At 39.1% G+C, this 4661-nt stretch carries 4 protein-coding genes and 2 pseudogenes; 2 read left to right on the top strand and 4 right to left on the bottom strand.

The features are described from left to right. Positions 1 to 141: 141 nt before the first annotated feature. Both ABD792_RS04845 and ABD792_RS04840 read right to left on the bottom strand, forming a co-directional pair. Complete coding sequence (locus tag ABD792_RS04845) at positions 142 to 456, bottom strand: type II toxin-antitoxin system RelE/ParE family toxin (RefSeq protein ID WP_345004691.1); 315 nt, start codon at positions 454 to 456, stop codon at positions 142 to 144. Beyond that, positions 438 to 680, bottom strand: coding sequence for a hypothetical protein (locus ABD792_RS04840; protein WP_199111960.1), 243 nt, complete (start codon positions 678 to 680; stop codon positions 438 to 440). Before ABD792_RS04840 ends, ABD792_RS04845 begins: the two co-directional genes overlap by 19 nt. Before the next feature lie 211 nt (positions 681 to 891). Here ABD792_RS04840 and ABD792_RS04835 point away from each other — a divergent pair. Then, positions 892 to 1200 (top strand): annotated as a pseudogene (locus ABD792_RS04835) (transposase); the annotation flags it as partial. A 126-nt stretch (positions 1201 to 1326) separates the two neighbouring features. On the opposite strand, the gene ABD792_RS04830 reads toward ABD792_RS04835, so the two are convergent. Both ABD792_RS04830 and ABD792_RS04825 read right to left on the bottom strand, forming a co-directional pair. Beyond that, on the bottom strand, positions 1327 to 2040 hold the full coding sequence (locus ABD792_RS04830; protein ID WP_345004689.1) for a hypothetical protein: 714 nt from the start codon (positions 2038 to 2040) through the stop codon (positions 1327 to 1329). Positions 2041 to 2066: 26 nt separating this feature from the next. Then, a complete protein-coding gene (locus ABD792_RS04825; protein ID WP_345004688.1) occupies positions 2067 to 3815 on the bottom strand; it encodes an amidohydrolase in 1749 nt (582 codons plus the stop codon). A 194-nt stretch (positions 3816 to 4009) separates the two neighbouring features. Between ABD792_RS04825 and ABD792_RS19180 the strand changes: the two are divergent. Next, positions 4010 to 4661, top strand: a pseudogene (locus tag ABD792_RS19180) (transposase); the annotation flags it as partial.

Genomic DNA, 4661 nt, shown 5'->3' with positions numbered 1-4661 from the left:
ACGCCTTAATGCTCTTCTTGATAGAGAATACAGAGAAAAAGTTCTTGGTTTTAAATGAAATTGCCCTGTAAAACGGGCGTCTTTATGTTATGTTTTTTAAAAATTATAGGCTTGTGCAAATCTGCTACTGGCTGGACAACGTTAATTTTTATTTTCCAATATTTTCAAAAGCTTTTTAGGGTCTTGTCGATTATCCCAAAAAGCTGTAATGACAACTTCTTTGTCAGTAACTTTATAATAGATGCTAAAGTTTCTCAATGAAGCAACTCGCGTATCTTTAAAGTCGGTTGCTTTGTAAATCAATGGTTTATTGGCAATTTGTTTTGTCCTTTCCGAAACCAGTTTCACAAGTTTTTTTGAATAGGTATTTGATTTATTTCTTTTTACCCAATATTCTAAAATTCCCACAAATTGGATGTCGGCAGTTCTAGTCCAAATTACATCGCGTTTAGCCATTCCAGATTTCTTTTGTCCATAGCCTCTTGAGAAATCAGTTTTCCGCTTTTGATATCCAGTTCGCTCATCTCCAACATTATTTTCTGCTCTTTGGACAATTCAATGATTTCTGATTCGGAAGAACTCGATGAGATTAGCTTGTCAAGAGCGACCAAAAAATCTTTATTCTTAATGGATAGTATTTTGTCAATCAATCCGTTTCGTATATTATCTATTGTTGCCATTTTTACTTAAATTTAAGTTCTAAATATCCGAAAAATTGCTCGCTTTTCCTAATGTTGCCCAACGGGAGTCTGCGCAACAACTAAATTCTCCCCTGAGAATCCCGTATTTGATTTTTTTCTCAGATCCCCCTTCGAATATTCTAATATTCAAAATAGGTTTTTGCGCAGTCTAACGGTCTCGTTTCCTGTAGCCTATCCCCTTTTGTAGCCTTCCCTACAGGGGCGCTACATGAAAGCCAAGCGCCAAAGTACGGTAGAACGCATATTTGGAACGCTCACCCAGTTTATGGGCTTAAGAAAAGTCAATACCATAGGTATTAGGCAGGCCAATAAGTGCATGCAGCTATCGGCCATTGCCTACAACCTTAAAAAGTACCTGAAATTCATAGAAAAGCACAGTAAAAGTGGGGCGGCAAGCCTGGCCAATGTTCGTTTTGCTCTTAAAGCTATCCTACAATACGTTTTACGTCTTTTTAAGCCTTATAATTTTAGGGTGCAAGCAATTTACACGGTAAAATAAAAGCCCTTAAAAGGGCTTATTTGTGTCTTGTTTTTAGAAAATTAAGGGCTTGTGCAACGGCTACCATTGTTGGCAATAGTTTATTGTAGGTCATTAATATTCTTGAATCTTAGATTCCATTATTTTCTAAAGAAAAAAAGTAGCTCCGATTCTCATTGTATTGATTTCATTTGTAAAATTCGGATACCAACCCGCATTGACCTTAAACTTGTTTGGCGTAATGATGTAGTTAAAATTTACTTCAGCTTGCCAAATCGTATCAAAACTAAAGTGGGTAACAATAGGGTTTACAAATAAAAATGCTTGTTTGTTAAACTTAACACTCATATTGGTTTGAAATCCGTAACCGCTTTCTTCAATTTGAGTGAGGTAAACGTAATTAGCACCTGGAAACAGTGATATACTTTTATTTAAAAATAAACCAACTACTGCACCAGCAGCCAAAGACCATGTGTCAGAACCAAGACCGCTTTTAGCTGAACCTGTTGGCATGGTGATATCTGCAAATGGAGCAATGGCAATAACGGTTTTAGAAATATCGCGTTTTATAGCTCTAAAATAGCGTACTCTCACATCTGAAAGCCCATACGTATTAGTGGCATCATTATATAATAACGGAACTTCTGCTAATAAAAGGTTGTCGGGATTAAAGGCATATTGAAAATTAAGCCTTGTGCCATATGTAGAAAAGCCATCATAACCGTTATACTCTCCCAGGGTGTTAATTTGAGTATATAAGTTGGTTGGTTTAGACGGATCAATATCTTGAGTTGTATCTTGTGCCTGAATGGTTACCGAAAAGGCAAATAAGAAAACAATTGCTAAAATTCTATTGTTCATGACTTTTAATTCTTAAAATGAAAAAATTATAATTTTTTATTGCTGTTTTTGATATATTTTCCATTGTAAACGACACCATCTATTTTGATGTCTTTAATTTTTATCGGATCTATTTCAAAAGGATTTTCGACTAAGATGGTAAAGTTGGCAACCTTGTTGACTTTTATAGAGCCTATTCTGTTTTCTAAATTAAGTGTGCGTGCAGCGTCTATGGTAGACGCTTTCAAGGCTTTGAACACCGATATTTTTTGGTCTTGCGACACCTTACTGCCTTGCGATGTTTCGCGATTTATGGCCGTCCATGCCAATGTCAAAGGCTCCACAGGTGCCATAGAAAAGTCTGAATGAAAGGAAACGGGAATATTTCTGTCTGTTAATGATTTTATAGCCACAAGATTTTTTGCACGCTTTTCACCAAGTCCAAACTCTGAATATTTGTCGGCAAGTGCCCAAAGGTAATAGGGGTTTACAGAAGCTTCTATCCCTAAATCAGCCACTTCCTGCGCCATGATGTCATCAAAATACCCCATGTGATGCAAGGTGAGTCTATGGTCTTCTCTTGGCTGTTTTTCCTTAACTTTTTTTACCAGATCAATCACCATTTGCTGTCCTAAGTCACCATTAGCATGTACATGAATTTTGTAGTCGTTGTTCCAGTATAACATCAATTGTTCTTCGAATAAATCTAAAGGCGTCATCCATTCACCATCATGACCGTCTGTGTAGCCATCTTTCATTTGCATGAGTTGAGAGTAGATGGCACCGTCTGAAAATAATTTGACTTGTTTTGGTAAAAACTTCACATTAGAACGGTTGTAGGCTTTTACGGTGTCCATGCTTTTTATAAAAGCCAGAGCTTCTTCATTACTTCCTTTCATGCTGTACAACTGTGTCCCGCTTGGAATTAAATACACGTCGTAAGGTGGATTTTTTTCCATTTCCTTCATGAGTAATTGTAGTTCACCATCAAAATCAGAACTCGGAAATCCTGGTTCTGCAATGGTCGTAATACCATTTTGAAGCAAGAGTTGGCTCATGGTGGTTAGTCCTTTTAGGTAGCTGGTAGGTTCCAGAAGTATAGGCGCCATTTTAGGCACAAGAGCTAACCAACCGCCTTCAAAAAAATGGCCTTTTTCCCAGTTCACCTGGGGATTGCCTTCAAAATCACTTTCCTTTATGCCTAATTTTGCAATCGCAGCATCGTTTAAAAATATCTCATGGAAGGAGCGGTGAATAATACCTACGGGCTTATCTCCAGCAATAGTATTAAGCAACTCACGATTGAGGTCCCCATGCCAAAGCTGATGGTATCCCCATATGAAATACATTTTGTCATCCTGAGCATTGTTTTTTATAGATTCAGTAATACGTTGTCTGTAAGCCTCTTCACCCTGAACACCTTTTTTAGTTCCCGAAGGCAATTTCCAGTCATAAGGTGCAATGATTTCATTTTGTAGCATGATGGCTGCTAATGACGGATGCAAATGTGGTTCAATCAATCCAGGGAGCAGTGTTTTTCCATTTAAATCTACCATTTTATGACCTGCACCAGCCACTTTCATGGCTTCGTCACTGGCGCCTACAAAGGCTATCTTGCCCTCTTTTTCTACCACAGCTTCGGCATATTGTGGTGAGTCGCCTTCCATGGTGATGATGTCGCCATTGTAGTAAACGGTAGCTGAATTTTCTTTGTCAGTAGATTCATTTTTTTGTTGTCCGCAAGAGATGAGAATAGTCGCGATCAGAACCGTCAATAAAAATGGTTTTGTATTCATATTCTTAGGTTTTTAATTGTTGCCAACGGTCTCGGCTATGAGTAGTTGCGCGGGTTAGCGATTAACTTTGCAAGTACACACCGAACTGAAAATCCGCAAGGATTTTCAGAAGTAGGCGAGAACAAGCAATTACTTATAGCCATTGTGCCTGTTGCACAACTCAAATATAAGAAAGAAATTTCGTATTTTAGTGTATGCAAGGCAAAAAACAGTATCAAGAGAAATTGTTCAATCAGTTTCAGTTAAGTGTCCGGGTACCGGAGCACAATTTCTACCGTCGTTTAAAGGGTGTTTTAAACTTAGATTTTCTGTACAAAGAGACCAAAGGCTATTATGGCAGCAGTGGCCAAAAGAGCATCGATCCCGTGGTTTTCTTTAAGTTGTGTTTGGTAGGGTATTTAGAAAATATAATGTGACCGCAAGCTTATGGAGCATTGCAGCATGCGCTTGGATATCCTGTACTTTTTGGGTTACGATATCGACGAGGAGCTACCCTGGCATTCCACAATCAGTCGTACGCGAGGGCTATTTCCGGAGTCAGTTTTTGAAGATGTGTTCACCCGGGTTTTTGAATTGTGTGTATCGGCAGGTATGGTCAGCGGGCATACCCAGGCCATCGACAGTGCCCCGGTCAAGGCCAACGCCTCGATGGACAGTTTGGAGTTAAAAGTACCTGAAGAAGATTTGGAGAGCCACCTGCGCAACATACGCCATATCAGCAAACGGGATAAGGACGGGCCACTGCGCCGGGCAAAAGGCAATAAAGCAAGCAAAGACCAACAGACCTTATCGGCCAGTGATAAGGAATTACAGGCCATAAAGAGCAGGAACGCCAAATGGGCAAAG

It is taken from the genome of Snuella lapsa (assembly GCF_039539345.1).
GTDB lineage: Bacteria > Bacteroidota > Bacteroidia > Flavobacteriales > Flavobacteriaceae > Snuella > Snuella lapsa.
Note: the sequence above shows the minus strand (reverse complement) of the source record. Positions and strands in the feature narration are given on the sequence as shown.

Coding starts and splice junctions, on each gene's coding strand:
- ABD792_RS04845 (WP_345004691.1), bottom strand. CDS start 456: ATGGCTAAACGCGATGTAATTTGGACTAGAACTGCCGACATCCAATTT.
- ABD792_RS04840 (WP_199111960.1), bottom strand. CDS start 680: ATGGCAACAATAGATAATATACGAAACGGATTGATTGACAAAATACTA.
- ABD792_RS04830 (WP_345004689.1), bottom strand. CDS start 2,040: ATGAACAATAGAATTTTAGCAATTGTTTTCTTATTTGCCTTTTCGGTA.
- ABD792_RS04825 (WP_345004688.1), bottom strand. CDS start 3,815: ATGAATACAAAACCATTTTTATTGACGGTTCTGATCGCGACTATTCTC.